Annotated in this window: 26 protein-coding genes; 12 read left to right on the top strand and 14 right to left on the bottom strand. The window is 66.5% G+C overall.

Annotated elements, in window-relative coordinates; genetic code table 11:
* Positions 1-9: 9 nt before the first annotated feature.
* The 4 genes from ACODTA_RS28060 (at position 10) to ACODTA_RS28045 (ending at position 5520) form a co-directional block, all read left to right on the top strand.
* Complete coding sequence (locus ACODTA_RS28060) at positions 10-2175, top strand: TonB-dependent receptor (RefSeq protein ID WP_489070724.1); 2166 nt, start codon at positions 10-12, stop codon at positions 2173-2175.
* 15 nt (positions 2176-2190) lie between these two features.
* A complete protein-coding gene (locus ACODTA_RS28055) occupies positions 2191-3270 on the top strand; it encodes a PepSY-associated TM helix domain-containing protein (RefSeq protein ID WP_489070763.1) in 1080 nt (359 codons plus the stop codon).
* Positions 3271-3337: 67 nt separating this feature from the next.
* Positions 3338-4543, top strand: a complete 1206-nt coding sequence (locus ACODTA_RS28050; protein ID WP_222989412.1) for an LL-diaminopimelate aminotransferase — start codon at positions 3338-3340, stop codon at positions 4541-4543.
* A 5-nt stretch (positions 4544-4548) separates the two neighbouring features.
* On the top strand, positions 4549-5520 hold the full coding sequence (locus ACODTA_RS28045) for a DUF1176 domain-containing protein (RefSeq protein ID WP_489070722.1): 972 nt from the start codon (positions 4549-4551) through the stop codon (positions 5518-5520).
* Positions 5521-5590: 70 nt separating this feature from the next.
* On the opposite strand, the gene ACODTA_RS28040 is transcribed toward ACODTA_RS28045, so the two are convergent.
* A complete protein-coding gene (locus ACODTA_RS28040; protein WP_489070720.1) occupies positions 5591-6133 on the bottom strand; it encodes a demethoxyubiquinone hydroxylase family protein in 543 nt (180 codons plus the stop codon).
* A gap of 80 nt (positions 6134-6213) precedes the next feature.
* On the opposite strand from ACODTA_RS28040, the gene ACODTA_RS28035 reads away from it, so the two are divergent.
* Positions 6214-6627 carry an acyl-CoA thioesterase gene (locus ACODTA_RS28035; RefSeq protein ID WP_489070718.1) on the top strand — a complete coding sequence of 138 codons (414 nt, stop codon included), beginning with the start codon at positions 6214-6216 and terminating at the stop codon, positions 6625-6627.
* A gap of 49 nt (positions 6628-6676) precedes the next feature.
* The gene (locus tag ACODTA_RS28030; protein ID WP_489070716.1) at positions 6677-7189 is read left to right on the top strand and encodes a sterol desaturase family protein; all 513 of its coding nucleotides are present in this window, start codon (positions 6677-6679) and stop codon (positions 7187-7189) included.
* 80 nt (positions 7190-7269) lie between these two features.
* On the opposite strand, the gene ACODTA_RS28025 is transcribed toward ACODTA_RS28030, so the two are convergent.
* Genes ACODTA_RS28025 through crtY form a run of 5 tightly spaced genes read right to left on the bottom strand, consistent with a single transcriptional unit; the run spans position 7270 to position 11998 of the window.
* Complete coding sequence (locus ACODTA_RS28025) at positions 7270-7797, bottom strand: O-acetyl-ADP-ribose deacetylase (RefSeq protein WP_489070714.1); 528 nt, start codon at positions 7795-7797, stop codon at positions 7270-7272.
* Positions 7794-8744: a phytoene/squalene synthase family protein gene (locus ACODTA_RS28020; RefSeq protein WP_489070712.1), complete on the bottom strand. Its 951-nt coding sequence runs from the start codon at positions 8742-8744 to the stop codon at positions 7794-7796. The genes ACODTA_RS28025 and ACODTA_RS28020 overlap by 4 nt, the downstream gene beginning before the upstream one ends.
* 28 nt (positions 8745-8772) lie before the next feature.
* Positions 8773-9354 carry an LOG family protein gene (locus tag ACODTA_RS28015; protein ID WP_489070710.1) on the bottom strand — a complete coding sequence of 194 codons (582 nt, stop codon included), beginning with the start codon at positions 9352-9354 and terminating at the stop codon, positions 8773-8775.
* Positions 9351-10829 carry a phytoene desaturase gene (locus tag ACODTA_RS28010; RefSeq protein WP_489070708.1) on the bottom strand — a complete coding sequence of 493 codons (1479 nt, stop codon included), beginning with the start codon at positions 10827-10829 and terminating at the stop codon, positions 9351-9353. Before ACODTA_RS28010 ends, ACODTA_RS28015 begins: the two co-directional genes overlap by 4 nt.
* A complete protein-coding gene (crtY, locus tag ACODTA_RS28005) occupies positions 10826-11998 on the bottom strand; it encodes a lycopene beta-cyclase CrtY (RefSeq protein WP_489070706.1) in 1173 nt (390 codons plus the stop codon). The genes ACODTA_RS28010 and crtY overlap by 4 nt, the downstream gene beginning before the upstream one ends.
* 156 nt (positions 11999-12154) lie before the next feature.
* Between crtY and ACODTA_RS28000 the strand changes: the two genes are divergently transcribed.
* From ACODTA_RS28000 to ACODTA_RS27985, 4 genes are all read left to right on the top strand, one after another.
* A complete protein-coding gene (locus ACODTA_RS28000) occupies positions 12155-12907 on the top strand; it encodes a sterol desaturase family protein (RefSeq protein WP_489070761.1) in 753 nt (250 codons plus the stop codon).
* Positions 12834-13262, top strand: coding sequence for a DUF2141 domain-containing protein (locus tag ACODTA_RS27995; protein WP_489070759.1), 429 nt, complete (start codon positions 12834-12836; stop codon positions 13260-13262). The genes ACODTA_RS28000 and ACODTA_RS27995 overlap by 74 nt, the downstream gene beginning before the upstream one ends.
* Before the next feature lie 67 nt (positions 13263-13329).
* Positions 13330-14199: a MipA/OmpV family protein gene (locus tag ACODTA_RS27990; RefSeq protein WP_489070704.1), complete on the top strand. Its 870-nt coding sequence runs from the start codon at positions 13330-13332 to the stop codon at positions 14197-14199.
* Positions 14171-14785 carry a PilZ domain-containing protein gene (locus tag ACODTA_RS27985; protein ID WP_489070702.1) on the top strand — a complete coding sequence of 205 codons (615 nt, stop codon included), beginning with the start codon at positions 14171-14173 and terminating at the stop codon, positions 14783-14785. The genes ACODTA_RS27990 and ACODTA_RS27985 overlap by 29 nt, the downstream gene beginning before the upstream one ends.
* Before the next feature lie 98 nt (positions 14786-14883).
* Here ACODTA_RS27985 and ACODTA_RS27980 read toward each other — a convergent pair whose 3' ends face one another.
* Together ACODTA_RS27980 and ACODTA_RS27975 are read right to left on the bottom strand one after the other, a co-directional pair.
* A complete protein-coding gene (locus tag ACODTA_RS27980) occupies positions 14884-18681 on the bottom strand; it encodes a calcium-binding protein (RefSeq protein WP_489070700.1) in 3798 nt (1265 codons plus the stop codon).
* Between the two features lie 156 nt (positions 18682-18837).
* Complete coding sequence (locus ACODTA_RS27975; RefSeq protein WP_489070698.1) at positions 18838-18993, bottom strand: hypothetical protein; 156 nt, start codon at positions 18991-18993, stop codon at positions 18838-18840.
* Positions 18994-19390: 397 nt separating this feature from the next.
* Between ACODTA_RS27975 and ACODTA_RS27970 the strand changes: the two genes are divergently transcribed.
* Positions 19391-19771, top strand: coding sequence for a PilZ domain-containing protein (locus ACODTA_RS27970; RefSeq protein ID WP_489070696.1), 381 nt, complete (start codon positions 19391-19393; stop codon positions 19769-19771).
* Positions 19772-19808: 37 nt separating this feature from the next.
* Here ACODTA_RS27970 and mmsB read toward each other — a convergent pair whose 3' ends face one another.
* The 6 genes from mmsB to ACODTA_RS27940 form a co-directional block, all read right to left on the bottom strand.
* Positions 19809-20693 (bottom strand): 3-hydroxyisobutyrate dehydrogenase, encoded by an 885-nt coding sequence (gene mmsB, locus ACODTA_RS27965; protein WP_489070694.1) that lies wholly within the window; start codon positions 20691-20693, stop codon positions 19809-19811.
* 23 nt (positions 20694-20716) lie between these two features.
* The gene (locus ACODTA_RS27960) at positions 20717-21493 is read right to left on the bottom strand and encodes an enoyl-CoA hydratase (RefSeq protein WP_489070692.1); all 777 of its coding nucleotides are present in this window, start codon (positions 21491-21493) and stop codon (positions 20717-20719) included.
* Between the two features lie 128 nt (positions 21494-21621).
* The gene (locus ACODTA_RS27955; RefSeq protein WP_489070690.1) at positions 21622-22665 is read right to left on the bottom strand and encodes an enoyl-CoA hydratase/isomerase family protein; all 1044 of its coding nucleotides are present in this window, start codon (positions 22663-22665) and stop codon (positions 21622-21624) included.
* 43 nt (positions 22666-22708) lie between these two features.
* Positions 22709-23854 carry an acyl-CoA dehydrogenase family protein gene (locus ACODTA_RS27950; RefSeq protein WP_222990869.1) on the bottom strand — a complete coding sequence of 382 codons (1146 nt, stop codon included), beginning with the start codon at positions 23852-23854 and terminating at the stop codon, positions 22709-22711.
* A gap of 13 nt (positions 23855-23867) precedes the next feature.
* Entirely contained in the window at positions 23868-24260 is a 393-nt protein-coding gene (locus tag ACODTA_RS27945) for a hypothetical protein (RefSeq protein WP_489070688.1), read from the bottom strand.
* 17 nt (positions 24261-24277) lie between these two features.
* A complete protein-coding gene (locus ACODTA_RS27940; protein ID WP_489070687.1) occupies positions 24278-25774 on the bottom strand; it encodes a CoA-acylating methylmalonate-semialdehyde dehydrogenase in 1497 nt (498 codons plus the stop codon).
* A 480-nt stretch (positions 25775-26254) separates the two neighbouring features.
* On the opposite strand from ACODTA_RS27940, the gene ACODTA_RS27935 reads away from it, so the two are divergent.
* Positions 26255-26471 (top strand): hypothetical protein (locus ACODTA_RS27935; protein WP_489070685.1); only part of this gene is annotated, 217 nt, incomplete at its 3' end.

Genomic DNA, 26471 nt, shown 5'->3' with positions numbered 1-26471 from the left:
AGTCCGTCGATGAAGCCTGTCATCCTTGCAGCACTTGCCGCGTCCACGTCGCTCGCGGCGCCCGCCTGGGCACAGGCCGGGCCGGCCGAAAGCGAGGCGGCGGATGCCGCGCCCGCCGATATCGTGATCACGGCCGCGCGCACCGCGCTGCCCGCCAACGCGCTGCCGCTGACGATCGACGTGATCGACAAGGCGGCGCTGGACCAGCAGATCGCGATCTCCGGCTCGGTCACCGACGCGGTCTCCACGCTCACGCCCTCCTTCTCGCCGACGCGGCAGAAGCTGTCGGGATCGGGCGAGTCGCTGCGCGGGCGCTCGCCGCTCTATGCGATCAACGGCATCCCGCAATCGACGCCGCTGCGCGACGGCAGCCGCGACGGCTTCACCATCGACGGTTTCTTCGTCGACCGGGTGGAGCTGATCTATGGTTCCAACGCGTTGCAGGGCGTGGGCGGCACCGGCGGCATCGTCAACCAGGTGACGGTGGGCGCGCCGCGCAAGGAGGGGCTGGGCGGCCGCGTGCTGCTTCAGGGCACCGCCGACAACGGCTTCAGCGGCGACGGCATCGGCGGCAAGGCGGCCGCGCTGATCCAATACAAGGCCGGCGATTTCGATGCGACCGTGGGCGCCGCCTATGAACGGCGCGGCGCCTTTTACGACGGCCAGGATCGCCGCATCGGCCTCAACCTTACCCAGGGCGAGACGCAGGATTCGAAAACGCTCTCGCTGTTCGGCCGCTTCGGTTACGCGCTGTCCTCCACCGCCCGGCTCGACCTGATCGCCAGCCGCTACGAACTGGACGGCGACGGCGATTATGTCGCGATCCCCGGCAACCGGCTGACGGGCGTGCCGACCAGCGCGGTGCGCGGCACCCCGCCGGGCGTGCCCGCCGCCAACCGCACCGAAAGCGTGGCGCTGTCGCTCACCGACAGCGATCTTGGCGGCGGCAACCTCGTCACCCAGATCTTCTTCAACCGCAGCCGCGACACCTTTGGCGGAGAGATCGCGCCGATCGCCACCTTCCAGGATCCGGCGCTCGATCCCACCGGCAAGCTGTTCGATCAGTCGCAGAACCGCTCGCGCAAGCTGGGCGCCAAGTTCAGCTATGAACGCGCCATGCCGGGCTTCGAGAACCTGACCGCGACGATCGGCTTCGATGCGCTGGTCGACAAGACCGAACAGCGGCTGATCGCCACCAACCGCGTCTGGGTGCCGCCCAGCGATTTCCGCAGCCTCGCGCCGTTCGGCCAGCTCAACCTGGCGCTGTTCGACAAGAAGCTGCGCCTGGCGGGCGGCGCGCGCTGGGAGAATGTGCAGATCAAGATCGACGATTTCACGACGCTGGCGAGTGCCGGATCGACCTTCGTTTCGGGCGGCAGCCCCAAATTCGACGATGTGCTGCTGAACGGCGGCGTGATCCTGGAGCCCTGGGACGGCATCCGCGCCTATGCCAGCTATGCGGAGGGCTTCACCGTGCCCGATATCGGCCGCATCACCCGCGCGGTGAACCGGCCCGGGCAGGATATCGACACCTTCCTGGATATCGCGCCGATCATCTCGAACAATCGCGAGATCGGGGTGGAGGTGAAGCGCGGTCCGCTCGACGCGAGCGCCACCTATTTCTGGTCGTCGAGCGACAAGGGCCAGTTGCTGATCGCCCGGCCGGGCGGCATCTTCGACGTCCAGCGCCAGCGCGTCGAGATCCAGGGGCTGGAGGTCAACCTGGCCGTCCGCCTGCCGATCGAGGGGCTGCGCGTGTCGGCGGGCTATGCCCATCTGCTCGGCCGCTACGACAGCGATTCCGCCAATCCCGACGGCGTGGTCGATACCGATCTGGACGGCACCAACATCTCACCCGATCGCCTCAACCTGTCCGCCAGCTATGCACGCGGGCCGCTCAGCGCGATCGTGCAGACGCAGTTCTTCCTGTCGCGCAGCTTCCACGGCAAGGCCAATCCGGACCAGCGCAACAATTTCGAGGGCTATAACCTGACCGACGCCAGCATCCGCTATCAGACGCGGTTCGGCGGACTGAGCCTGAGCGTGCAGAATCTGTTCGACAAATTCTATATCGACTATAGCAGCGACACGCGGCTCGCGGCGGAGAACCCGGTCCTCGCCTATTTCGCGGGCCGTGGACGCACCTTCACGCTCGGCTGGGACTATCGATTCTAAGGGCCCAGACCCATGATGAAGACGCTCGACCTTCTCCATCGCTGGACCGGGGGCCTGATCGGGCTGGTGCTGGCGCTGCTGGGGCTGTCGGGCGCGATCCTCGTCCACAAGGACGCGTGGGTGATGCTGCCCCATGCGGGCGACGCGCTGGCGGCGGACACCGAAACCGTCGCCGCCACCGTCGCGCGCCTGATGGCGGATCCGGCGGAGCGGCCGCAAAGCATCAATTTCGCGAGCGAGACGTTCGGGCTGCACCGCCTGTCGCTGGGCAAGGATGCCGGCGCCTATGCCGATCAGGCGGGCAATGTCGTCGCGACCTGGCAAAGCCAGTGGGAACGGCCGGAGATCTGGCTGTTCGATTTCCACCACCACCTGTTCGCCGGGGATACGGGGGAAACGGTGGCGGGCATCGCCGGCATCGCCGGGCTGTTCTTCGTGCTGAGCGGCATCATCCTGTGGTGGCGCACGCGCAAGACCTTCGAGTTCCGCCTGTGGCCGCGCCGGATGAGCCGGCCGGCGATCGTGCGCCAGCACCGCGATCTCGGCATCCTCGTCGCGCCCTTGCTGCTGCTCTCGCTCTATACCGGGCTCACCATGATCTTCCGTCCGATGACGATGCTGGTGCTCGGCCCCTCGGCCCCCGCCGCAATCGCGGCCGGGCTGAAGCCGCCGCCGCCGATCGAGGCGGTGCTGGCCGACGATATCGACTGGACGGCGATTGTCCGCCAGGCGCGGCAGCGCTTTCCCGATGCCCAGTTCCGCATCCTCTCGCTGCCGCGCGGCGACAGCGGGCTGATCAGCCTCAGGATGAAGCAGCCCACCGAATGGCTGCCCAATGGCCGCACCACGCTCTATTTCGCGGCGGACAGCGGGCGGCTGGTCGCCGCGCGCGACGCGCTGGCGCTGCCCGCCACGGTCCGGGGCTTCAACATGCTGTTCCCGCTCCACGCCGCGCGGGTGGGGGGATTGCCCTGGCGGCTGGTCATGACGGTTTCCGGGCTGGCGCTGGCGCTGCTCGGCAGTCTGGCGGTGTGGAGCTTCTGGTTCCGCCGCAACCGTCCCATGCCCGCGCGGCGGCCCGCGACCGCCAATTAGGCTTCGACATCAGACGCCCGAAAGCGTAGGAAACCGGCTCCAAAAACCTCCAATCGGAATGGGAGCCATGACCGAAGACTTCTACCGCATCAAGCGACTGCCGCCCTATGTTATCGCCGAAGTGAATGCGATGCGGGCAGCAGCACGTGCGGCAGGAGACGACATCATCGATCTCGGCATGGGCAATCCCGATCTGCCCCCGCCCGAACATGTGATCGAGAAGATGTGCGAAGTGGCGCGCAATCCCAAGGCGCACGGCTATTCCGCGTCCAAGGGCATTCCCGGCCTCCGCAAGGCGCAGGCCAATTATTACGGGCGTCGTTTCGGGGTCGATCTCGATCCCGACAGCGAAGTGGTGGTGACGCTCGGCTCGAAGGAAGGGCTCGCCAATCTGGCGCAGGCGATCACCGCGCCGGGCGACGTCGTGCTCGCGCCCAATCCGAGCTATCCGATCCACACCTTCGGCTTCATCATCGCGGGCGCCAGCATCCGTTCGGTGCCGACCACGCCCGACGAGCATTATTTCGAATCGCTCGAACGCGCGGTGAAGTTCATGGTGCCCAAGCCGTCGGTGCTGGTGATGGGCTATCCGTCCAACCCGACCGCCGAGGTGGTCGATCTCGCCTTCTACGAACGCGTCGTCGCCTTCGCCAAGGAACATGGCCTGTGGGTGCTGTCGGATCTCGCCTATAGCGAGATCTATTTCGACGATTGCCCGACGCCGTCGATCCTGCAGGTGCCCGGCGCGAAGGATGTCGCGGTCGAATTCACCTCCATGTCGAAAACCTATTCGATGGCGGGCTGGCGCATGGGCTTCGCGGTCGGCAACAAGACGCTGATCTCCGCGCTCACCCGCGTCAAATCCTATCTCGATTACGGCGCCTTCACGCCGATCCAGGCGGCGGCGGTCGCGGCGATCAACGGGCCGCAGGATATCGTCGAGAAGAACCGCCAGCTCTACAAGCATCGCCGCGACGTGCTCGTCGAAAGCTTCGGCCGGGCGGGCTGGGATATTCCGCCGCCGCGCGCGTCGATGTTCGCCTGGGCACCGCTGCCGCCCGCGCTCGCGCATCTCGGCAGCCTCGAATTCTCCAAGCAGTTGCTCACCCATGCGGGCGTCGCGGTGGCGCCGGGCGTCGGCTATGGCGAGGACGGCGAAGGCTTTGTCCGCATCGCGATGGTGGAGAATGAGCATCGCATCCGCCAGGCGGCGCGCAACGTCCGCAAATATCTTCAGAGCATGGGCGTGAACACGCCGGCCAAGGCGGGCTGACGCGAATGGCTGGGGCGTTGCTGCTGCTTGCCGCCGCCACCGCGCCCCAGCCCACCACGCTCGAAACCTTTCAGGACTGGATCGTCGGCTGCGACAATGGCCGCGCGTGCCAGGCCGTCGCGCTGATGCCCGAATCCGAACTGGAGGGCGCGACGCTGGTGCTGACGCGCGGCCCTGCCGCCGCCGCCATGCCCGAAATCACGGTCACCGTGCCCGACAAGGGCCGCGCGCTGGGCGTGGGCAAGCGTCCGGTCCCGTTCTCGACCACCGGCGCGGTCGCCGCGAAGGACGTGCCGGCGATCCTCGACGCGCTGCGGCGCGATGCGTCGCTGCCCGTGCTCGACATGGCGGGCACGCGCGTCGCGTCGATCTCGCTGGCGGGCGCGAGCGCGGCCTTGCTCTATATCGACGACCGGCAGAAACGCGTGGGCACGACCAGCGCGCTGGTGCGCAAGGGCAATGCCGCCGCGGTGCCGCCGCCGCCGGCCGTGCCCGTCATCGTCCGCCCCGCCGCCGCCGCCGCGCCGCCGCGCACATTGTCGCAGGCCGATGCCGCGCGGCAGCTTGGCGATATCGGCTGCGAGGTCGATCCCGACGCGCTGGAGCCCGATGCGGTGCGCCTGGACGCCGCGCACAGCCTGGCGCTGGTGATGCAGCCCTGCGGCAACGGCGCCTATAATTATTTCGGCGCGGCGCTGATCGTCGACGAACAGGGGAAAGCGGTCCCCGCCGAATTCGATTCCAGTCCCGGCATGGGCGACGACACGCATTCGCTCGTCAATCCGGCCTGGAACGACCGGACCGGCCAGCTCGAAACCTATGCCAAGGGCAGGGGCCTGGGCGATTGCGGGGTGACGAGCAGCTTCGCCTGGGACGGCCGCCGCTTCCGCCTGGCCGCGCGGGCGGAGATGGGCGAATGCCGGGGCAGCGTCGACTATATCCCCACCTGGCGCGCGACGGTGCAGGACGCGCGATAGGCGCGCCACGGATTCGGCGCGGACGTCGATCCTTCCGTCATCCGCCGAGGGTGACTGGAGCAATGCTGCTTCAAAGCCGCATTCCCAGCCAGATCACGATCTCGGTCGATCCGGCCACGATCCCGCTCAGGCCTGAAACCAGCCAGCCGGGCCGGCCAGCGCGGGTGAGGAACGCGTCGTGATGCTCCTGCTCGTCGGTGAGGATCTGCGACAATGCCTCGAAACCTTCGTGATCGACGGGCTGGAGCGCGTGGCGATACGCGGCCAGATGCCGCAGCACGACACGCTCCACGGCGATGGTGGTCGCGGCGATGGCCCGTTCGCCCATAACGCCCGTCACCGCGCCGAGCATCAGGCCGCCAAGGCCGCAAAGATGATAGGTTCGGCATCTTGGGCGTCCGCGCCGGCTCAATTCCGCTTCGAATATGCTGCGATGCCGGGTTTCGTGCGCGCGAAATTCATCAAGCTCGGCGATCATGTCCGGCCGGAACAGGCGCACGCCGATCGCCTGCCCGCGATAGATGTTCACCGCGCCATGCTCGCCGGCATGAACGACCTTCATGATCCGGTCACCGAGGGTTTCGCCCGGTTTCAGACGCGCGCGCACAGCCATGCCCATCGTTTAGGCGGCTCGGCGATGGTGAACAATCGATCGCGCTTGAAAGCCGCGCGACGCTCCGCCATTGCCTTTGCATGGCCCGTTCCGACTACCCCTTCTCGCACCGCTTCCGCGTCCGTTATTCGGAGGTCGATCCCCAGTCGGTCGTCTTCAACTCGCGCTATCTGGAATATGCCGATCTCGTGCTGACCGAATATTGGCGCAAGGCCGGGATCAACGCGGCGGCGGGGGGCGAGTTCGATTGCCATGTCGTCCGCGCGGTCGTCGAATATCGCAAGCCGATCCGCGCCGATGAGGAAGTGGACGGGCTGATGCGGCTGGCGCGGATCGGCAACAGCAGCATCAGCTTCGCGATCGCGCTGCACGGCGCCGATGCGGAGGATCTGCGCGCCGAGATCGAGCTGGTCTATGTCCATGTCGACCTGGGCGACGGCAAGCCGCGCGCGATCCCGCCCGCCGTCCGCGCCGCGTTCGAGGCGACGATATAGGCATATTCCCCGGCATGACAGGCCGGGGTGCGATGCCTATATGCCAGCCATGCACTGGGCGCTCGGCATTCTCCTCTTCCTCGCCACCATCGTCGCGATGGAGGGCTTCGCCTATGTCGCGCATCGCTGGGTGATGCACGGGCCGGGCTGGTTCCTCCACGAGAGCCATCACCGCCCGCGCACCGGCAATTGGGAGCTGAACGATCTCTATGCCGTGATCTTCGCCATGCCCTCGATCCTGCTGATCCTGGGCGGCGTCCAGCTCGGCTGGGGCGATTGGGCGACCTGGGTGGGCGCGGGGATCGCGGGTTATGGCGCGATCTATTTCGGTTTCCACGACGTGATCGTCCATAAGCGGATCGACCACCGCTACGTCCCGCGCTCCAATTATATGAAGCGGATCGTGCAGGCCCACCGCCTCCACCATGTCGTGGAGACGAAGGAAGGCAATGTGAGCTTCGGTTTCCTCTGGGCGCCGAAGCCGGAGGTGTTGAAGGCCGAGCTCAAAAGGCGCGAACATGCGGGGGTCCGCGCGCCGGCCGGGACTGCCACTGACGGCTGAACGGGATTTACCCATCATTCCAAAACAGGTGCAGCGGGTAGACTGCGATGGTCAGCTTTCACCGGCACAGCTTGTCGCGCTCAGGTCGAAGGCTCCAGCTTTGATCGATAAGCCTCGAAGGTCTTGGCCTCGAAGCAGACGAACACCATTCGCTCGAAGTCCGGCTGCCCGGCAAGGAAACCAAGCACCTCGCGAACGGCGATCTCGGCTGCTTCGACAGCAGGATAGCCATAGATCCCGCAACTGATCGCCGGAAAGGCAATCGATTTCAAATCATGCCGGGTCGCGAGCGTCAGGCTATTTCGATAACAGTCGGCAAGCAGTGCAGATTCACCATTGCCGCCGCCGCGCCAGACAGGACCGACCGTGTGAATGATGTGAGCGGCAGGTAGCCGATAGCCACCCGTGATCTTGGCTTGTCCCGTCTTGCAGCCTCCGAGCAAACGACATTCATGGACAAGGTCTGGACCCGCGGCTCTGTGGATCGCGCCATCAACCCCGCCGCCGCCCAGAAGCGAGCTATTGGACGCGTTGACGATGGCATCGACCGCGAGCTTCGTGATGTCGCCCTGCAGCAACTCGATACGATGATCGACCAAAAGTGTCATTCCGCCATGGGCCTCGTCCAAAGCCCGTCGCGCTTCACCGCCGCGCGGTGCGTGCCGCGAGCCTGAAAATAAGCCCGCATCACCCAGGCCAGCTTCTCGCCTTTTGCGGTCACTGTCCGCCGGTCCCACGCATGGGCGCCGCGCGCGCGGACCTTGCGGGCGATGTCGCCATAGATGCCGGCGGCCGCCAGCACCGCCCAGCGCGCGCGGAATGGCAGCCGCGCCGCGCCGATCCGGGCGGAAGCCTCATGCGCTTCGGCCCGCTCCGCCAGCCGCGCGGCGATGATCGCCAGTGCTTCGCGGTGGCGCGGATCCATCTGCTCGCCCGGCGCGATGCCGAACTCGGCCAGCCAGTCGCGCGGCAGGTAGCAGCGGCCGGCCGCCGCATCCTCCGCCACGTCGCGCGCGATATTGGCGAGCTGAAAGGCAAGGCCGAGGTCGCAGGCGCGGTCCAGCGTGTCACTGTCCTCGGGATCGACGCCCATCACGATCGCCATCATCACGCCGACGGCGCCCGCCACATGATAGCAATAGGTGAGCAGGTCATTCTCGTCGCGCGGCCGCCAGTCGGCGGCGTCCAGCGCGAAGCCCTGAACCAGATCGCGGGGCAGGGCGGGGGGAATGCGGCATTCGGCGGCGACGATCCGCAGCGCGTCGAAGGCGGGATCGCCGATCACCTCGCCCGCCAGCGCGCGTTCGGTTCGCGCGGAGATCAGCGCCAGCCGTTCGGCGGGATCGTCGACCACGCCCATCGCGCCGCCATGATCCTGCCCGTCGGCCAGATCGTCGCAGCGCCGGCACCAGGCATAGAGCAGCCAGGCGCGCTCGCGCGTCGGCCGGTCGAACAGCCGGCTGGCCAGCGCGAAGCTCTGCGATCCGCGCGCGATGCTTTCGCCCGCGGTCGCGACGATCGCGTCACGGGTGGGAAGGAGGGCGTTCGCGGCCATTCGGCGTCACCTTGGCTGGCAGCCCGCCCTAAAGCTGGTCGCTCGTCATCCGGAAGATCGTGGTGTGCGGGCGATAGTCGGCCATCTTCGCCAGCAGCCCGTCCAGCGTATCGTCGACGATCAGGATTCCGCGATGCTGCGGCCGGACGAAGCCGACCTCCGCCATATGTTCGGCGAAGGCGATCAGATGGTCGTAATAGCCCGCGATGTTGAGCAGCCCGACCGGCTTTTCATGATAGCCGAGCTGCGCCCAGCTCACCGCTTCCCACAATTCGTCCATCGTGCCGACCCCGCCGGGGATCGAGATGAAACCGTCCGACAGGTCGGTGAAGAGCTGCTTGCGCTGGTGCATCGTCTGCACGGTGTGGAGCGCGGTGCAGCCGCAATGCGCGACCTCCGCGTTCACCAGCGCGTCGGGGATCACGCCGATCACCTCGCCGCCCGCCTCCAGCGCGGCGTCCGCCACCGCGCCCATCAGCCCCAGCCGGCCGCCGCCATAGACCACGCCGATGCCGCGCTGGGCGAGCGTACGGCCCACCATGCGGGCGGATTCGATATAGACGGGATCGGTTGGCGTGGCCGAGCCGCAATAAATGGCAAGGCGATTCATCGTCTGTCCTCCAGCATCAGCGCCGCGGTCGCCTTCGCGCTGCCGACGACGCCGGGAATGCCCGCGCCCGGATGCGTGCCGGCGCCCACGAAATAGAGATTGGATATCGCGTCGTCGCGATTGTGCGTCCGGAACCACGCGCTCTGCGTCAGGATCGGTTCCAGGCTGAAGGCGCTGCCGAGATGGGCGTTCAGGTCGCGCCCGAAATCGGTGGGCGTGTAGCGGAAGCTGGTGACGATCCGCTCATGGATATCGGGGATCAGCCGGCGGCCGATCTCGTCCAGGATGCGCTTTTCCAGGATCGGGCCGATCTCGTTCCAGTCCACCGGCAGCTTGCCCATGTGCGGCACGGGGGCGAGCGCGTAGAAGGCCGAATGCCCCTCCGGCGCCATCGACGGATCGGTGACGGTGGGGTGGTGCAGATAGAGCGAGAAATCGCGCGGCAGCACTCCGGTGTCGTAGATGTCGGTCAGCAGGCCGCGATAGCGCGGGCCGAACAGGATCATGTGGTGGGGAATGCCCGGCCACGCGCCCTTGATGCCGAAATGGACGAGGAACAGCGAGGGCGACCAGCGCTTCTTCGCCAGCGCCCCGGCGACGCGATCGCCGCGCTTGTTGTGCGGCAGCAGGTCGCGATAGCTGTGCATGACATCGGCGTTGCTGGCGACGGCGTCGACATCGATGCGCCAGCCGCTTTCCGTCGTCACGCCGCTCGCGCGGTCGCCCACCGTCTCGATCCGGCGGACGGGATCGCCCAGGCGAAGCGTGCCGCCCAGCCGCTCGAAATGGGTGACCATCGCCGCGACCAGCCGGTTGGTGCCGCCCTGCGCGAACCAGACGCCGCCGTCCTTCTCCAGCTTGTGGATCAGCGCGTAGATCGCGCTCGTCGTCATCGGGTTGCCGCCCACCAGCAGCGTGTGGAAGCTCAGCGCCTCGCGCAGCTTCTCGTTTTTCACGAAGCTGGAGACCATCGAATAGACCGATCGCCACGCCTGATATTTCATCAGCGCGGGCGCCGCCTTCACCATCGACGCGAAATCGAGGAACGCCACGCTGCCCAGCTTCTCATAGCCTTCGCGATAGACGCCGGCGGCATATTCGCTGAAGCGCGCATAGCCCTCCACGTCATGCGGATCGAGCCGGGCGATCTCCTTGCGCAGGTCGTTCTCGTCGTTCGAATAGTCGAAATTGGTGCCGTCGGGCCAGTTGAGCCGGTAGAAGGGCTTGACCGGGGTCAGCGTCACGTCCGCCGCCATGTCGTGGCCGGACAGCGCCCATAATTCCTTCAGGCAAGCAGGGTCGGTGATCACCGTCGGCCCCGCGTCGAAGGTGAAGCCGTCCTTTTCCCACGAATAGGCGCGGCCGCCGGGCCGGTCGCGCGCTTCGATCACCGTGGTCGCGATCCCCGCCGATTGCAGGCGGATGGCGAGCGCGAGGCCGCCGAAACCCGCGCCGATGATCGCCGCCGTCCTCATCGCCGCTTCTTCGCCGGCTTGCGAATCGCCGTCAGCGCGCGGCCGATGGGCACGGGCGGCTTGCCCATCAGGATGCGCGCCTTGTCCATCGCGGTCGACTGGCCGGCATAGAAACGCGCGATCAGCGCCGGATCGAGGCGATAGAAATGCTCAAGCACCTTGTAGCGCTCGGCGGGTTCGGCGGCATGGAACAACATCCTGTTCAACATGCGATAGAAGCCGCGATCCTCCCAGGCCTTTTTCGCGAAATCGTACACGGCGTCGTGCAGCGCCGCGCCGTCGAGCCGGGGAAGCCCGGCGATCAGCGCCGCGGTGCGCACCGCATCGGGCAGCGAATAGCCGGTGGTGGGGTGGAACAGCGCGGCGCGCACGCCCGCCTTCGCCACCTGCTGCCCGCCAGAGGCCCAATAGCCGTCGAAATCGCCGCCCATGCAGACCGGCAGCACGCCGATCTCCTCGCGCGCGACATGCTGCACCCGCCAGCCCCGGCCGGTGGCGTAATCGGAAATGCGCTGGCGGCAGGCATCGGTGTCCAGATCGGGCGTGTCGCTGTAATAGGTGTCCTCGACGAACATGCGTTCGATCTCGAACGGCAGGCTGTAGACGAAGCGATAGCCGTCGATCTGCGGCACCGTCGCGTCCATCACCATCGGCATGTCCTGCCCGTGCGGCGCATCGAGCACCAGTTCGCGGCCGACGAACTTCTGCCAGCCGAGATCGAGCAGGTTCAGGTCTGCCGCCCCGCGCGCGTCGATCACGCCCGTCGCCTTGATCCGCGTGCCGCCCGTGATCACCACGCTGGCGCGGGTGAGGGATGCGACGCGCCGACCCGTCATCACCGAACGCCTGGGCAGGGTGGCGCGGACATGGCGGTCCAGATCCTCCGACAGGATCGAATAATAGCCGCCCGAAAGCGCGCGCGCATGGTCCGGAAAGGCGACGCGGTGGCCCTGCCACATATGGCGGACGAGCGGCGCGACCAGCCAGCGATCCTCGGGCGCGACGTCCTCGGCGAAGAACGACCAGACATGGTCGCCGCCCAGCACGTCGCTCTCCTCGATCAGGCGCACGTCGAGCCCCGGCCGCCGGGCACGCAGGGCGAGGGCGATCAGCGATCCGGCCAGTCCGCCGCCGACGATCGCGATGTCACAGATAATCTTGCTCGGCATTGTCGGATGCCACCTACAGAAGGGGGTGGCTGGCGCAAGGGGGGAAGATGGGGAACGATCGGATCAAACGCCCCGCTCGTCTTGGCGGAGCGGCCTTCGGGCCCTAAAGCAGCCCCCGTGACCGTCGCAATCGCCATCGCGCTTTCCGCGCTCGCCATGACGCTGATCGTCGGCGTGCGCTATCTGCTGGCCAGCGGCGGCTTCGCGCTGGCCACGCGGATCCGGCATCCGGGGCTGTATCGGGGGCTGGACGGGCAGATGCGGCGCGAGATCGCCTGGTCGCTCGCCAGCGCCGCCATCTATGGCGTGCCCGCCGGCATCGTCGCCTGGGGCTGGCAGAATCGCGGCTGGACGCGAATCTATACGGACGCGGCGGCCTGGCCGCTCTGGTATCTGCCGGTTTCTCTGCTGCTCTACCTGCTGGCGCACGACACCTGGTTCTACTGGACGCATCGCTGGATGCACCGGCCGGGGCCGTTCCGCATCGCCCATGCCGTCCATCACGCCAGCCGCCCGCCCACGGCCTGGGCGGCGATGAGCTTCCATCCCTGGGAAGCGCTGACCGGCGCGGTCGTGATTCCCGCGCTGGTCTTCGCGATTCCCATCCATGTCGCCGTGCTGGCGCTTGTGCTGACGATCATGACGGTTATGGGGGTGACCAATCACATGGGGTGGGAAATCTTTCCGCGATTCATCCATGGCGGCCCCCTGGGGCGCTGGCTGATCACGGCGAGCCATCACCAGCGGCATCATGCCGAATACAGGTGCAATTATGGGCTCTATTTCCGGTTCTGGGATCGGCTGTGCGGGACGGACAAAGGGCTGGGTCGCTTCGATCCTCCGCGTGGCGGCGGCGGGCGCGGCGCTGCTGGCGCTGCCGGGGGCGACGGGCCAGCCGGGATCGCTTGATCTTCGGTTCGAGGGGCTGCGCTCGCACAAGGGCGTCATCCGCATCTGCCTGACCACCAATCCGGCGGGCTTCCCCGATTGTTCGAAGGACAAGGGCGCGATCACCCGTTCGGTGCCCGCCAGTGGCGGCGCTGTGCAGTTCGGCGATCTGGCGCGCGGCACCTATGTGGTGGCGGTGATCCATGACGAGAACGGCAATTCCAGGCTCGACACCTTTGCCGGGATTCCGAAGGAAGGCATCGGCTTCTCGCGCAATCCACGCCTGATGTTCGGTCCGCCCAGCTTCGCCTCCGCCAGCTTCGCGGTCGATGGCGCGCCGGTCGCCCAGGTCATACGGATGAAATATTTCCTGTGACCCCATCCGCAACCAATTGAGCTTGCGGACCGTTTTGCTCCCCGGAGTCTACAGGGAGGTTTTCTGGATGATCGATCGCGCAGTCGGACGGGTGCGATGCGCATCCCTTGTCGGCGTTTCGGCGCTGCTGCTGGTCGCGGCGCCGGCATTCGCGCAATCGGCCGGACAGGCGCCGCCGCCCCCCGAGAACGACGATACGCTGACGATCGGCGCGGGCATCGGCTATACGCCGTCCTATGAGGGTTCGGACGATTATGTGCTGATCCCCGCCGCCGCCGTGCGCGGCAAGGTTTCCGGGCATAATTTCTACACGCGCGGCACCCAGTTCTATTTCGACGCCATACCCGAGGGGCCGGGCAACAGCCTGGACATCTCGCTGGGGCCGGTTGCCGCGGTGCGGCTCAACCGGACACGCCGGATCAAGGACCCGCAGGTCCGCGCGCTCGGCAAGCTCGATACCGCGATCGAGGTCGGCGCCTTCGCGGGCATCGCCAAGACCGGCGTGATCACCAGCGATTACGACACCCTGTCGTTCCGCGTCGCCTATCTGCGCGACGTGACCGACACGCATGACAGCTATGTGCTGACCCCGACGATCGAATATGGCACGCCGCTCAGCCCGACCGCCTATGTCGGCCTGTCGCTATCGGCGGAACGGGTGGGCGACGGCTATGCCCGCACCTATTTCGACGTCACCCCGGCCGGCGCGGCTGCCAGCGGGCTGCCCGTCTATTCCACCGATGGCGGCTGGAAGAATGTCAGCGTCGGCCTGCTCGGCACCGTCTCGCTCTCGGGCGACCTGCGCAAGGGCTGGGCGCTGTTCGCGGTCGGCAATTATTCGAAGCTGCTCGGCGACTTCAAGCGCAGCCCGATCGTGAGCGTGGCGGGCAGTTCCAACCAGTGGCTGGGTGCGATCGGGATCGGCTACACTTTCTAGAGTGGTTCCGAGGCAGGTGGGGACACCTGCCGGCTCGGGAACAACGGCGATCAGGGAATCGGAGGCGATCCGAACGGGATCGCCTCCGGGTTTTTGCGCCGGATTGCGCCGATCTCGGCGGATTACAGTTCACATTGGACATGATTTTGCGGTATCCACCAAGGAGATTATCCCACTGGAGGACCGATTGGACGGCACGCAACCCGACGCCGGAAATTCGGCGGACCCGGGCGACGGCCACACCCGTGAACCCCGGAAAAGCCGCCTGCTGGCCTGCGACATGCGGCTCCAGGATGGAGCCGTGATCCGGATTCGCGTGCGCAACATCTCGTCGGGCGGGCTCGGCGCGCGCGCGGATGTGCCCGTCGATGCGTGGCAACCGGTCGAGATCGTGCTGCCGGGAATCGGCAATGTCGCGGGCAAGGTCGCCTGGGTGCGCCAGGACCAGTTCGGCATCCAGTTCGACAAGCCGATCGATCCCGCCAAGGCGCTCGTCACATCCTCCCAGCCGCAAAGCGGCCATGTCGTGCCGCCGATCTACCAGCCGGGCAGCGATTATCGCCGTCCGGGCCTGAGGCCGCGCTAGAGCATCGTGCGGAAAAGCGGGAACCGGTTTTCCGCGAAAACGATGCGATCACAAATATCTGGAGCGGACTTCGCGATTCAGGTTTCGCACAGTCCGCTCTAGGCGAAGCCCTCCGCCGCGAATGCCAGCCCCGGCATGGTGAGCGTGGTCGCCGTTTCCGCGCTGGTGGCGGTGATCAGATGGTCGCCGATCCTGACGCCTTCATAATAGCGGAGCTGGAGTGTCGTTCCCGCGAAATCGAGCGCCGTCAAGTTCACGCCGATAGGAATGGTCGCCACCGTGTCCGCCGACATCAGCACCACGTTCGATCCCGAGACATAGGCCTTGAAGCCCGATGCGGGATCGAGCAGGTGGATGGTGTCGCCGCCCCGCCCGAAGGACCCGTCGAGCACGAAGCTGCCATGGTCGAGCGTGACCTGATCGGCTCCGTTGGTGCCGAAGACATTGACCTTGCCCGAAACCGCCACCGGCGCGTCGATATCGGAAAACAGCACCAGCCGCCCGGCCACGGACGGATCGCCGCCGCCGGTCAGCGCGGAACCGTCGGGCGCGGCGGTGATCGTTCCGCCCGCGCCGATCTCCTGCGCGCCGATCCTGGCGCCCACGCCCGCGACATAAACCAGCGTGCGGGCTCCGTCGTCGAACATGATCGGCATTCCTGCGGTGCCGATCGGGATGGCGATCGCGACGCTTCCGCCCGTCAGCAGCGCGTTCGATCCCACGATCGCGATCTCGTAATCGCCGGCATTGCCGGGCAACCGCACGATATCGCCGCCGCGCGCGAAGGATCCGTCGAGCATGATGCTGGACGGGCCGTCGTCCAGCACGGTCAGGTCCTGAAAGCCGTTGGTGCCGAACACGGCGCCATATCCGCTCACGCCGCCGACGAAGTTGTTGGCGGTGATCAGGCGGAAATCGGTTTCCTTGCCCGGCTGCGGCACCAGCCAGATCTCGCGATCGGCGAATTCGAGGATCTCGACATTGGTGATCGCCAGGGCGCCGTCGGGCGCGCCCGGCCGCAGATCTGTCACGCGATAGCCCTGGCCCTCGGCCGTGATCCGGTAATCCGCCCGGTTGCCCGCGAACAGCACATGATCCACGCCGTCGCCGCCGTCGAGCGTCCCGCCCAGCGTGCCGCCGCGCCCGTCATAAAGATCGTTGCCGCCCGACAGGAAGATGTCGCCGGAAATCGATCCGCGATTGACCACCACATCGTTGAGCAGCCGGTTCTCGCCGTCGATCTTCAGCCAGGAGGAATAGCCGTTGACGTCGTCGATGAAGATGCCGCCATCGAGTTCGCCATTGTTGGTGAAGCGCAGCGTGCTCGCATAATCGGGATATCCGCCCCAGCGTTCCATCACGATCGCGCCCAGGATCTCGCCGTCATTGGTGATGTCGAACAGGCCACCCTGGCTCGCTTCCAGCAACACCGCGATATCCCCGGCGATCAGGCCGCCCGCCTGATTGTGGATCATCCCCGCGCTGAAGATGCCGACGCCGATCGCGTAGAAGCGGCTGGTGTCGGGCGAATAGGAGATGACGTCGCCGCTGTTGATGAGGGTGCCGAAGCCGGAGATCATGTCCACGGCCATCGATCCGTCGCCGCCCACCGCCTCGATCACGCCCGTGTTGATGACGGCGCCGGCGTTGAAGATGCTGACCCCGGTCGCGAAGCCGGCATAGGAAAGCGCGTAGATATCGTTGTTGTTGATAAGCGCGGGTGACTCCGCGCCGCCGATCGATCCCTCGAAGCTTGCAAAGGCGAGCGCATCGCCGCCCAGCGCGACGGCGTGGATCTTGCCGTCGTTCACCACCTTGCCGCGGCCGCCGCTGATGAAGCCATAGGCGTCGGTCGTCTGCCCCTGCGCGCGCGCGCTCACCTCTCCGCGATTCGTGAAGGTGCCGAACACCGGGGTGCCGAGCCAGCGAGCGCTGTCCTGCGGCAGCGCGCCGATCGCGGCGGTGTAGAAACCGGTGCCGTTCTCGCTGACGATGCGGCCGTCATTGAGGATATCGGGCGCGCCGCCCGTCGGCCCGAACAGGAACACCGGCGCGCCATTGGGCGAGTTCCAGATTTCGGATGCGCCGATATGGATGTCGGCGGTGATCTCCACGTCCGAGATGAAGACGTTGGGCTCGTTCCAGTCGGCGGGCGGGGCGGGCGGGGCGGCGCCCTCCGCCACCGCGTCCAGCCCGCTCGCGGCGGGTGGCGTTTCGCCGATGGTCACCTGCGCGCCCGAACGGACGAGCAGCGTCTCCGCGCCGGATGTGTAGCGCAGCCAGGTGCCCCCGTCCTGCGTCACCTGTCCGGCGGCGGTCCAGCCGCCCGCCAGATAGACCTGGTCGTTCGCGCCCGCGTCGATGCGCAGCGCATGGCCGTCGCTGATCGCCGGCACGTCGCCGGGGCGCACCACCAGCAATTTGTCTCCGCCCGCGACGATCACGTCGATCCCCGTTACGCGGCCGCTCGCCGCCACGGCCGAGAGATCGAAGGCGCGCGCGCCCGCCGCCATCACCCAGCTATCGGTGCCCGCGCCGCCGCGAATGCCGGCGAAGCGATAGTCGCCGGTCTCGATCCGGTCGTTGTCATAGCCGCCCCAGGCGACATCGCCGCCGCTGGTGCGCAGCACGTCACGGCCGATGCCGCCATACAGCCCGTCATTGCCCGCGCCGCCGGTCAGCGTGTCGTCGCCGAAATTGCCGGCCAGCATGTCGTCGCCGCCATTGCCGGTCAGCACGTCATGGTCGAAGCCGCCACGGAACATGTCCGCGCCCTCGCCGCCGATCAGCGTGTCGTTGCCGGTGCCGCCCAGCACCAGCCCGTTGATCGTGCCGGCGCTGTTGTCGAGCAGGTCGTTATCCTCGCCAAGCTCGATCCGGCCGGTGATGGTGCCACGGTTGATCAGGATGTCGTCGCCGCGGAAAAGCTGGATGTCGCCCTCGATCAGCCCGCTCGCCTCGTTGGTGATCGTCTGGGGATTGATCAGCCGCGATGTCGTGAAGGTGCCCGTGTCCGACGGGGCGTAGATCGCGATATCGGCGCGGATCGTGCCGCTGTTCACGATCGACAGCGTCTCCATCACCACCCATCCGCCGAGCCCGTTGCTGGCGACGCCCAGATTGACCGCGTAGATGCCGATCGAGCGCACATCGGGGTTGGTCGAGACCGCCTGGATCAGCCCGGCATTGTTGACTTCAGGCCCGTAATCGAAGGCGGGATGGCTACCCCGGCCGATATAGACGCCGTACGCCAGGCTTTCGCCCTCAACCAGGATCTGCCCGCCCGCCTCGTTGACCAGATAGCCGCCATTGGTGAGGCGGACGCCCTGGGCACCGCCGCTGGTGGACGGATCGTCTGCGGTCGCCTTCGCCGCGATCACGCCCGAATTGACGAAGCTCTGGCGGACGGAATCGCTGTAGACCGCGATCGCGTTATTGTCCTCGGCGACCGCGAAGATGTTGCCGCTGTTGACGAAGGCGGGATTGGACGGCCCCAGCGAAATCATCGTGCCGCGCAGCACCACGGCCTGGGCGATGCCGAAGCTGTTCGACAGGGGGCCGGTATAGAGGCCGAGTTCGGCCACGATCGTGCCGCTGTTCTTGAGCTGGTCGGCCTCGACCGCGATCACGCTGTCGATCGTCGAGCGGTTCCAGATCAGGCCCGCATTGTCGAGCTTCCAGTCGAAGACGAATTCGTGGCTGACGAACACCAGTGGCGCGCCCCAGCCGGCGCGATAATACCAGCCATAGGTCGACGCGTCGGTCGGATCGGTGATCGAGACGCCGTAGTGCACGGCATCCGCCGCGACCGTCGCTATGGGGGTGCCCGTCAGCACCACGGTGCCGGTCGCCGTCGATGCCGGCGGCCGCGTTGGAAGCGCCGGAATGATACTCACCGGCACGCCTTCTTGCTTACAACCATAACGCCCTCATCCACCCGCCCGCGATCCGGACCGGCGACAAGCTATCGAGCCTGTTTTCGGGCTTTGCAACGATTTCCGAAAAGGCGCGCGGCGGTCCGGGGGCGTCCGCACCCCGGACGGCGTCCCAGCCTAGCGCCGGGCGCGCTTCTTGGGATCGGGCTTCTTCACCGGGCGCGGCTGGTATTGGCCCCAGAAATCGTCGCCCCACAACGCGCGGGCGGCCGACTGGAGGGAAGCGGGATAATCGGCGAGCGCGCGGCGCTCGCTGCTGTTGGAACTCGGCATGACGTGCCTCCTTGCGCGCCCCTGTGGAGGCGCTTCATGAAACGGGGATGACAATGGGGAACAGGCCGCGCTCAGGCGGCGCTGCTACACGTCGAACCGCACATCATGATCTCTGTCATCGTGACCTCCTCATACGGTCCACGAGGACAGCCCCTTCACGCTGGGGGCCGCGCATCGTGCGCTTTAGCCGTTGGTGACGCGGAGCAAGCTGACCAATCAAAAGCCGCGGGTCCGGAAGGGATCGGCCGGACCGCCGATGACGCATATCTAGTCCGATTTCGGATCGGCGCCAGAAACCGATTCTTGGCCGCGATGTAGTTTTGTCGTTGGGAACTTTTCGCCGCCCATGCGTTGGCTCGTCATGGAGAAAGGCGTCGAAAACCGCCCGGATGCCCCGATGCTCCCGCCCGGCGAGGGGGAGGGCGGCCCACCGCGCGAGGCGCGGCGCAGCCGCCTGCTCGCCTGCGACATGCGGCTGGCCGATGGTCGCGTGGTGAAGGCGCGGATCCGCAATATCTCGTCGGGCGGCATGGGCGGGCGCACCGACGCGGCGGTGGAACCGTGGCAGCGCGTCGAGATGAACCTGCCCGGCATCGGCACGGTCGCCGGGCGGATCGCCTGGGTGCGCCAGGGCCAGTTCGGCGTGGAATTCACCGATCCGATCGATCCGGCCGATGTGACGGCGTCGCCGGGTGCGGCGCGGTCCGACCATGTCGTTCCGCACCGCTTCCAGCCCGCGACCGACTTTCGCCGGCCGGGGCTGCGTTCGCGTATCTGAGGAAAGCGCGAAAGAGCGCTGTCCTGAAGACGGCGCTCTAGCCCGCCTTTTCGAGCATCTTGATGATGCCGGAGAAGTCGAGCCCGCCCTGGCCGGCTTCGGTGAAGGCTTCGTAGAGTTCGCGCGCGCGCTTGCCCATCGGCACCTGCGCGCCCGCGCTTTCGGCGGCTTCCATCGCCAGCCGCAGATCCTTGAGCATCAGCGCCGCCGCGAAGCCGCCCTGATACTCATTGTCGGCGGGCGATTGCGGGCCGACGCCGGGGACGGGGCAATAGCTGGTCATCGACCAGCTCTGGCCCGACGCCTTGGACGAGATGTCGTAGAAGGTCTGCGGATCCAGGCCCAGCTTCCGCGCCAGCACGAACGCCTCGCAGGTGGAGACCATCTGCGCGCCAAGGATCATGTTGTTGACGATCTTCGCGGCCTGGCCCGCGCCGTTCGCGCCGGCATGGATCACGGCCTTGCCCATCTTCGCCAGGATCGGCTCGGCGCGGCCGAACGCCTCGGCGGACCCGCCGACCATGAAGGTGAGCGTGCCGCCATTCGCCGCCGCGATGCCGCCGGAAACGGGCGCGTCGACCGCGACCAGCCCCTTGTCGGCGGCCGCCGCCGCCACGCGCTTGGCGGTGTCGACGTCGATCGTCGAACAGTCGAGCAGCAGCGTGCCGGGCGCGGCGTTGCCGAAGATCGCGTCTTCATACACCTGTTCGACATGCTTGCCGGCGGGCAGCATCGTCACGATGGCCTCCGCGCCCTCGGCCGCGGCCGCCGCGCTGTCGACGGGCAGGCAACCCGCCGCCTTCGCGCGCTCCAGCGCCTCGGCCGAAAGGTCGAACGCGCGGACGTCATGTCCGGCCTTCGCCAGGTTCGCGGCCATGCCGCCGCCCATATTGCCCAGGCCGATAAAGCCGATGCGTGCCATGATGATCTCTCCAGTCGGGGTGTTTACTTGCCGGTCCACTTGCCGGGGCGCTTCTCGACGAACGCCGCCATGCCTTCCTTCTGGTCCTCGGTGCCGAACAGGCCGTGGAACAGGCGGCGCTCGAACTGCACGCCCTGCACCAGCGTCGTCTCGAAGGCGGCGTTGACCATTTCCTTGTTGGCCTTGACCGCGAGCGGCGCCATCTCGGCGATCGTCGTCGCGGTCTTCACCGCGTCCTCGACCAGCTCTGCGACGGGCACGATGCGGGCGACCAGGCCCGAACGCTCGGCCTCCTCGGCGCCCATCATCCGCCCGGTCAGGCACATCTCCATCGCCTTGGCCTTGCCAACCGCGCGCGGCAGGCGCTGCGATCCGCCCATGCCGGGGGTGACGCCCAGCTTGATCTCGGGCTGGCCGAACTTCGCATTGTCGCCCGCCAGGATGAAGTCGCACATCATCGCCAACTCGCAGCCGCCGCCCAGCGCATAGCCGGCCACCGCCGCGATCACGGGCTTGCGCGTCGCGGTGACGCGATCATAGCCCGCGAAGAAATTGCTGCCGTACATCTCGGCAAAGCCCTGGCCCGACATCTCCTTGATGTCCGCGCCCGCCGCGAACGCCTTCTCGCTGCCGGTGAGCACCGCGCAGCCCTGGCTCGCATCGGCGTCGAACGCCTCGAGCGCGGCGATCAGATCGGCCAGCACCTGGCTGTTGAGCGCGTTGAGCGCCTGGGGCCGGTTGAGCGTGATCAAGGTGACCGGGCCGCGCGTTTCGACGAGCAGGGTTTCGTAGTTCGCCATTCTAGCTTTCCTTCTCTTCCTATTCTTCCGTCATCCCGGCGAAAGCTGGGATCCATACGATGTCGATGTCACTGCCATCGCATGGGCTCCAGCTTTCGCTGGAGCGACATTGAACCATGTTTGGAACCTTATGCGGGCGTCCACGCCTCGTCGGCGGGCAGCGGCGCGAAGATCGTGTCGAGCATATGGTCGGTCACGCCCTCCGGCGTATCCGGGTTCCATTTCGGCGCATTGTCCTTGTCGACGATGACGGCGCGCACGCCCTCCAGGAAATCGTGGCGCTGCACGACATGGCAGCCCACCGCATATTCCTGGCGCATCTCGTCGGCGAAATCGTTCATCGCCGCACCCTCGCGCAGCAGGCGGAGCGAGACCTTCATCGTCTGCGGCGACTTGGTCTTGAGCGTCGCCAGTTCCTTCGCCGCCCATTCGCCGTCATCGGCCGCGAGCGCGGCATAGATGTCCTCCAGCCGGTCCGACGCGAACAGCCGGTCGATCTGGGCGCGGCTGTCCTCGATGCGCGCGGGCGGCGGCGCGACGGCAAGCTGGCCCAATATGCCGTCGATCCGCTGGGGATCGGCGGCGATGCGCGCCTTGGCTTCCTCCAGCGCCTCGGCGGGCAGATAATGGGTGGCGATGCCCAGGGCGAGGCATTCCGCGCCGTCGAGTCGCGCGCCGGTCAGCGCCAGGAACTGGCCGGTGCGGCCGGGCAGGCGCGCGAGGTGCCAGCCGCCGCCGACATCGGGGAACAGGCCGATGCCCGTTTCCGGCATGGCGAAGCGCGTATTCTCGGTCGCGATGCGATAGCGGCAGGGCATGGCGATGCCGACGCCGCCGCCCATGGTGATGCCGTCCATGAAGGCGACCGTCGGCTTGGCATAGGTGAACAGCCGGTGGTTCATGCGATATTCGACGTGGAAGAACGCGCGCGCCTCCGCGCCGTCCTTCGCGCCCGATTCCGCCAGCATGCGGATGTCGCCGCCCGCGCAGAAGCCCCGGCCCTCGGCATGGTCGAACATCACGATCTCGACCTCAGCGTCGCCGCGCCATGCCTCCAGCGTTTCCAGGATGCCCGTGCACATCGCGGTGGTCAGCGCGTGGATCGCCTTGGGCCGGTTGAGCGATATCCGCCCGGCCTTGCCCGCGTTGCCGATGATGAGTTCGCTGGTCATGAAAGTGATCCTCAAGCTGGAACGGATTGCAGGCTGGAACGGGTTACTGGCGGGTCAGGTCGCGCCCGACGATCATCCGCATGATCTGGTTGGTGCCTTCCAGGATCGAATGCACGCGCAGATCGCGCCAGAAGCGCTCGATCGGATAATCCTGCAGATAGCCATAGCCGCCATGAAGCTGGAGCGCATCATTGACCACTTTCGATCCGGTATCGGTGGCGAAACGCTTCGCCATCGCGGCGAAGCGCGTCTTGTCCGGCGCGCCCGCCGTCACCTTGGCGGCGGCGGTGTAGAGCAGCGCGCGCGCCGCCTCCAGCTCGGTCGCCATGTCCGCCAGCATGAACTGGGTGTTCTGGAACTCGGCGATCGGCTGGCCGAACTGCTTGCGCTCCTTGGTATAGTTGACGCTCTCGTCCAGGCAGCGCTGCGCGCCGCCCAGCGAACAGGCGCCGATGTTGAGCCGGCCGCCGTCGAGCCCCATCATCGCGATGCGGAAGCCTTCGCCCTCGCCGCCGACGCGATTTTCCACCGGCACGCGCACGCCGTCGAAATTCACCTGCGCGGTCGGCTGCGAATGCCAGCCCAGCTTCTTCTCGTTGGCGCCGAAGCTGACGCCGTCCATGTCCTTTTCGATCACCAGGCACGAAATGCCCTTGGGGCCGTCCTCGCCGGTGCGGACCATGGTGACATAGACCTCGTTCTCGCCGCCGCCGGAGATGAACGCCTTGGATCCGGTGACGACATAATGGTCGCCGTCGCGCACCGCCTTGGTCTTGAGCGCGGCCGCGTCGGAGCCCGAGCCCGGCTCGGTCAGGCAATAGGACGCGATCCGGTCCATCGTCACCAGATCGGGCAGATATTTGCTCTTCACCGTCTGGCTACCGAACCGGTCGATCATCCAGGCGGCCATGTTGTGGATCGAGATGAAGGCGCTGGTGGAGGGGCAGCCATAGGCCATCGCCTCCATGATCAGCGCGGCTTCCAGCCGGCCAAGGCCGATGCCGCCCATTTCCTCCGACACATAGATCGCGCCGAAGCCGAGATCGGCCGCCGCCTTGATCGTGTCGCGCGGGAAGATGTGCTTCTCGTCCCATTCCGCCGCATGGGGCGTGATCGCGTCGGCGGTGAACTTGCGCGCCAGATCCTGGATCTCGCGCTGGTCGTCGCTCAGGTCGAACTGGGTGGTCATGGCTTCGGCTTACCTATGGTTGCATCGTGATCGCGGCGGTCCGTTCGGCCTCCGCTTCGTCTTCGATCTCCGCGACGGACTGGCGCGTCATCTCGAAACCGCCCGTCCAGCCCTCCAATATCCACCGGCCAGAGACGGAGAGGCCGTCATGCGCGAGTTCGCCCGCATAATCGACCCGGTGCGCCAGATCGGCAGACCCGTCATAGACCTTGGCGAACGCGACCGAAACGCCGTCGCGGGTTCCGCGTATAAAGGATTCGAGACGCTGCGATGACCGGCTGATCGTGTTCGGCTCGCTGATCGATCCGCTCAACGCGCCGCCGGCATCGTCGATATTGGCCAGGAACGGAACGACGGGCTCCGACGGGGCGTCGTACCAGTAACGCCCCGTCCAGAAACCCGTCATGTCCAGCCTGTCCAATGTCACCCCATGGTCGGGATGACGAAGGCGTTGCTGCCGTCGGGTGAACCGTCGGGCCAGCGCTGCGTGATCGTCTTGGTCTTCGTCCAGAAGCGGACGCCTTCCATGCCGTGCTGGTTGATGTCGCCGAACGCGGACCGCTTCCAGCCGCCGAAGCTGTGATAGGCGACGGGCACGGGGATCGGCACGTTGATGCCGACCATGCCGACATTCACGCGATGCGCGAACTCGCGGGCGGCATGGCCGTTGCGTGTGAAGATGGCGACGCCGTTGCCATATTGGTGCTGCGAGGGGAGGGCGAGCGCCTCCTCGAAATCATTGGCGCGGACGATCTGGAGGACCGGGCCGAAAATCTCTTCCTTGTAGCTCTGCATGGTCGGCTTGACGTGATCGAACAGGCTGGGGCCGATGAAGAAGCCCTGCTCGTGGCCCTGCAACGTGAAGTTGCGGCCGTCGACGACCAGTTCCGCGCCTTCGTCCACGCCGGTCTGGATCCAGTTCTCCACGCGCTGCTTGTGCGCGGCGTTCACCACCGGGCCGTAATGCGCCTCCGCATCGGTCGAGACGCCGACGCGCAGCGCTTCCATCGCGGGGATCATCTTCTCGCGCAGAGCGACGGCGGTCTTCTCGCCCACCGGCACGACGACGGGCAGCGCCATGCAGCGCTCGCCTGCCGAGCCGAAGGCCGCGCCCGACAGGTCGTTCACCACCTGGTCGAGATCGGCGTCGGGCATGACGATGCCGTGGTTCTTGGCACCACCCATCGCCTGGACGCGCTTTCCGGCGGCCACGCCGCGCTGATAGACATAATGGGCGATGTCGGACGAACCGACGAAGCTGACCGCCGCGATATCGGGATGGTCGAGGATCGCATCGACCATTTCCTTGTCGCCATGGACGACCTGGAGCACGCCTTCGGGCAGGCCGGCTTCAAGGAACAGTTCGGCGAGGCGGACGGGCACCGAGGGGTCGCGCTCGGACGGCTTGATGATGAAGGCGTTGCCGACCGCGAGCGCCACGCCCGACATCCACAGCGGGATCATCGCCGGGAAGTTGAAGGGGGTGATGCCCGCGCCGATGCCCAGCGGCTGACGCATCGAATAGACGTCGATGCCGGGGCCGGCGCCCTGGGTATATTCGCCCTTCAGCGCGTGCGGGATGCCGCAGCAGAACTCGATCACTTCCAGGCCGCGCTGGATGTCGCCCTTGGAATCGGCGATCACCTTGCCATGCTCGGACGAGAGCAGATGGGCCAGTTCGTCCATATTGGCTTCGACGAGCGCCTTGAAATTGAACATCACGCGCGCGCGGCGCTGCGGATTGGTCGCGGCCCAGCCCGGCTGCGCCTTCCTGGCGGCGGCGACGGCGGCTTCGAGCACGGCCTGATCACCCAGCGCGACGCGCGCCTGGATCTGGCCGGTATTGGGATTGAAGACGTCGCCGAACCGTGCGCCGTCCGACGCGAGCGGGTTGGCGAGCTTGTGGGTGACCTGACGCATGGCGTGGACCTCTCCTATGATGACGCGGGCCTACTGGACCTTTGTGAAATTGCACTCAAGGCCAAATCTTCGCATGCTGAACCTGCAATTTTGCATGGTTTGGCTGTTCGGGGCGATCCCGCCGATCATTCCCGCGCGATCGGTTGCATCTTTACATGGAAAGATGCTCATATTAATGATCGTTCATTATTAAATGGGCATGTTTCAGCGCTTCGATGTCATCACTCACTCCAGAATTCGCAGTTCCGCGCATGTGTCCAATGCTCCGGATGAGGTGAGCGGTAGTAAAAAACCTGTCTTGCGGAAGAGATAGAGGCGTGCGCATCGAATCGTAACCGTTGATGGCTAGGTCGCTGATTGTCGTATCGGTGGTTGAAGTTGGCAATGGCACCGAACTTCATTCGCGTGGGATTGTGTGACCGATATGTGACGGCCCGGGCCAGTCATAAAACAAGCAAATAGAATCGAGGATGGGGAAAGATGGCGATTACCTTCATCATTGCGACTGACACGATCGGCGATACCGGCGAGTTCGATTCACGCATGGTCTTCGGCGACTTCGACAATGACGGCGATATCGACATCCTGTACCAGAACGGCAACGATGCCGGCCTGGGCATCGGTTACAAGCGCAACAACGGTACCGGCACCTATACCGATTTCGCCGACGCGAACACGGCCGGCACGCCCTTCACCA

Source organism: Sphingomonas sp. FG14 (assembly GCF_057809675.1).
This window is presented reverse-complemented; position numbering and strand designations above follow the sequence as displayed.

Excerpts from the sequence above, each read along its gene's own strand:
- ACODTA_RS28060 (WP_489070724.1), top strand. The coding sequence starts at position 10 with ATGAAGCCTGTCATCCTTGCAGCACTTGCCGCGTCCACGTCGCTCGCG.
- ACODTA_RS28055 (WP_489070763.1), top strand. The coding sequence starts at position 2,191 with ATGAAGACGCTCGACCTTCTCCATCGCTGGACCGGGGGCCTGATCGGG.
- ACODTA_RS28050 (WP_222989412.1), top strand. The coding sequence starts at position 3,338 with ATGACCGAAGACTTCTACCGCATCAAGCGACTGCCGCCCTATGTTATC.
- ACODTA_RS28045 (WP_489070722.1), top strand. The coding sequence starts at position 4,549 with ATGGCTGGGGCGTTGCTGCTGCTTGCCGCCGCCACCGCGCCCCAGCCC.
- ACODTA_RS28040 (WP_489070720.1), bottom strand. The coding sequence starts at position 6,133 with ATGGCTGTGCGCGCGCGTCTGAAACCGGGCGAAACCCTCGGTGACCGG.
- ACODTA_RS28035 (WP_489070718.1), top strand. The coding sequence starts at position 6,214 with ATGGCCCGTTCCGACTACCCCTTCTCGCACCGCTTCCGCGTCCGTTAT.
- ACODTA_RS28030 (WP_489070716.1), top strand. The coding sequence starts at position 6,677 with ATGCACTGGGCGCTCGGCATTCTCCTCTTCCTCGCCACCATCGTCGCG.
- ACODTA_RS28025 (WP_489070714.1), bottom strand. The coding sequence starts at position 7,797 with ATGACACTTTTGGTCGATCATCGTATCGAGTTGCTGCAGGGCGACATC.
- ACODTA_RS28020 (WP_489070712.1), bottom strand. The coding sequence starts at position 8,744 with ATGGCCGCGAACGCCCTCCTTCCCACCCGTGACGCGATCGTCGCGACC.
- ACODTA_RS28015 (WP_489070710.1), bottom strand. The coding sequence starts at position 9,354 with ATGAATCGCCTTGCCATTTATTGCGGCTCGGCCACGCCAACCGATCCC.
- ACODTA_RS28010 (WP_489070708.1), bottom strand. The coding sequence starts at position 10,829 with ATGAGGACGGCGGCGATCATCGGCGCGGGTTTCGGCGGCCTCGCGCTC.
- crtY (WP_489070706.1), bottom strand. The coding sequence starts at position 11,998 with ATGCCGAGCAAGATTATCTGTGACATCGCGATCGTCGGCGGCGGACTG.
- ACODTA_RS28000 (WP_489070761.1), top strand. The coding sequence starts at position 12,155 with ATGACGCTGATCGTCGGCGTGCGCTATCTGCTGGCCAGCGGCGGCTTC.
- ACODTA_RS27990 (WP_489070704.1), top strand. The coding sequence starts at position 13,330 with ATGATCGATCGCGCAGTCGGACGGGTGCGATGCGCATCCCTTGTCGGC.
- ACODTA_RS27975 (WP_489070698.1), bottom strand. The coding sequence starts at position 18,993 with ATGCCGAGTTCCAACAGCAGCGAGCGCCGCGCGCTCGCCGATTATCCC.
- ACODTA_RS27970 (WP_489070696.1), top strand. The coding sequence starts at position 19,391 with ATGCTCCCGCCCGGCGAGGGGGAGGGCGGCCCACCGCGCGAGGCGCGG.
- mmsB (WP_489070694.1), bottom strand. The coding sequence starts at position 20,693 with ATGGCACGCATCGGCTTTATCGGCCTGGGCAATATGGGCGGCGGCATG.
- ACODTA_RS27960 (WP_489070692.1), bottom strand. The coding sequence starts at position 21,493 with ATGGCGAACTACGAAACCCTGCTCGTCGAAACGCGCGGCCCGGTCACC.
- ACODTA_RS27955 (WP_489070690.1), bottom strand. The coding sequence starts at position 22,665 with ATGACCAGCGAACTCATCATCGGCAACGCGGGCAAGGCCGGGCGGATA.
- ACODTA_RS27950 (WP_222990869.1), bottom strand. The coding sequence starts at position 23,854 with ATGACCACCCAGTTCGACCTGAGCGACGACCAGCGCGAGATCCAGGAT.
- ACODTA_RS27945 (WP_489070688.1), bottom strand. The coding sequence starts at position 24,260 with ATGACGGGTTTCTGGACGGGGCGTTACTGGTACGACGCCCCGTCGGAG.
- ACODTA_RS27940 (WP_489070687.1), bottom strand. The coding sequence starts at position 25,774 with ATGCGTCAGGTCACCCACAAGCTCGCCAACCCGCTCGCGTCGGACGGC.